Origin of the sequence: Mesorhizobium sp. M7A.F.Ca.CA.004.06.1.1, from assembly GCF_003999135.1 — a bacterium.
GTDB lineage: Bacteria > Pseudomonadota > Alphaproteobacteria > Rhizobiales > Rhizobiaceae > Mesorhizobium.
Map to the genome: position 1 here is coordinate 1 of NZ_RZPQ01000959.1, position 1,867 is coordinate 1,867.

The 1,867-nt window shown below is 60.1% G+C and carries 4 protein-coding genes; all 4 read right to left on the bottom strand.

Annotation, left to right across the window (positions count from 1 at the left end):
• On the bottom strand, window positions 1-310 hold a 310-nt coding region (locus EN906_RS32655; protein ID WP_245484382.1), incomplete at its 3' end, for a pilus assembly protein TadG-related protein.
• A 282-nt stretch (window positions 311-592) separates the two neighbouring features.
• Window positions 593-1,021, bottom strand: coding sequence for a DUF6074 family protein (locus EN906_RS38600; RefSeq protein ID WP_236382794.1), 429 nt, complete (start codon window positions 1,019-1,021; stop codon window positions 593-595).
• A 46-nt stretch (window positions 1,022-1,067) separates the two neighbouring features.
• The gene (locus EN906_RS32665; protein ID WP_127271426.1) at window positions 1,068-1,364 is read right to left on the bottom strand and encodes a DUF982 domain-containing protein; all 297 of its coding nucleotides are present in this window, start codon (window positions 1,362-1,364) and stop codon (window positions 1,068-1,070) included.
• A 160-nt stretch (window positions 1,365-1,524) separates the two neighbouring features.
• On the bottom strand, window positions 1,525-1,764 hold the full coding sequence (locus EN906_RS32670) for a hypothetical protein (RefSeq protein WP_127271424.1): 240 nt from the start codon (window positions 1,762-1,764) through the stop codon (window positions 1,525-1,527).
• Window positions 1,765-1,867: the final 103 nt, after the last annotated feature.

Here is a 1,867-nt window from a genome sequence, read left to right on the forward strand (position 1 = left end):
ATGCCGGTGCGCTCGAACAGATCTCGGGTTCCGACAAGCCGACGATCGCCGCGGACTGGGTCGCGGCCGCGACGATCGTCGGCTTGTCGGAACCCGAGATCTGTTCGAGCGCACCGGCATAGGCGGCTGCATCGGCCGTCGCCTGTAACCTCAGGCTGTTGTAGTACCAATAGGAGGTCTCGACGCCGAAGCCCGCAGCGCCGACAACGACCGGCAAGGTCAGAGCAAAAATGGTAGCGACGTTTGCGCCCGTGCTCCGGCGCATGGCGTCCATTACAAGCCGAACACGGGTGAAGCTACTCAAGGCCATGGTTTAAATTAGAAAGCACGCATAAATGAACGAATGGCTAAAAAGTTCGTTGCATTTTTGAGCAGTGGTCCATTGGCTTCAAAAAAGAAGTGTTTCGCTGGCTGACCAACGCGCAAGCGCGTCGATGTCTCAGAGTGGGCCGCCCCTCAAGGCCGGCGGGAAATTGCCGGATTCGCAGCCGAGACCGCGCGAACAACGACCGGGTCTCCGAAAAACACACCGGAGTAAACGTATTTACAAATTACTGTTCCATGTGTGGAGGATGGAGGTTCAGGATTTGCTTCAAGCGGAAAGAATTGGCATCGACTCCGCGACCGTATCAGCCAACATCTCTCGCTGCACGGCCAGGAAAAACCTGCGCACTTCATCGCTGGCTGCTGTTCTGTCCCTGCCGGAGCCGACCACAAGATCGAGCAACTCCGACGCCTTGGCTCTCCAGAACGAGGTGGCGGTCTCGCCATGCAGATTGCCGAGCTTGGCGGCAACCTCCCTGACCAAGAATACCTGACGGTCGATCGGGAATGCACGGACTTTTTCTGGGGACATCTTCCAAACCATGAGACTGACGCAACGAATCAACCATTGCCAACAAGCAAAGGCGTAGCCGGGAAGATGGAAACGGAAGCTTAACAGGGCGGACCTTGGTGCGGTGCTGTCGTCGGGACGAAACGCGCGCAACGGCGCGCTCACGACATTGCCGCGTGCGTTCAAATACGATCGCCGGTGTTTTAATCGGGCAACGAACAGGGCACAGCCCTCAGGCCTGGAGCGCCCTCGCCTCACCGCCGCGCTTGCGCGGCGTCATCATGTCCCTGGCCATCAGTCCACTGGCGCGGCAAAACGCCATGAACGCCCGGCAGGCATCCTCGGTCTTGACCACGTCCACCGTGGCGCCGAAGCAGGCGTTGAACGCTTTCTGATAGATCGGGCCCTGACGGCGCGCAGGCCAGTCCTGGAGAAAATCGAGCGCCTGTTCGACGCCATAGATTTCCTCGACTGGCAGACCGGGTCCAGGCGCTATGCGCACAGGCACCTCGAATTGCAGTCTATCCATTTCCTGTCTCCCGAACGGCATCGCCGAGGCAACGCCGTTCGTCGTCAAAAGTTGCTTTGACCGGCTTCTGGCCCAGAAATGTGTCGTCACTTGGGTCGCGGGCCGCCATGTCGCGCCAAACAAATCGCGCACCCGAGATCTGTCCTGGGGTGACATATGCTCACTGGTTCGCCGGATCCGTCTCCGCGTCGAAGGCCATGCGACTGGCGGTGATCAGTACAAATACCGTCGGCACGGCGAAGATGCCGCCGAGAACAAGGGCCGCCATCGCCGACAGGCCGAGCGTCTCGGCAACCGCCCAATAGACGGTTCCGATGCAGATGAGCGCCTGGACGCAGAGGAACGCGGCAGCCGAGGCCGCGCGCGACAGGGTTTTGAAGGTCTTGATGCGTTGTTGCATTGAAAAAATCCGGAAATGACGCGCCGCGCGACCGCTGCGCGGCCGACAGCCGCCGCACGATCACGACGCGAACAGGAATAGCGATGAGGTGGGGGTACGGCCC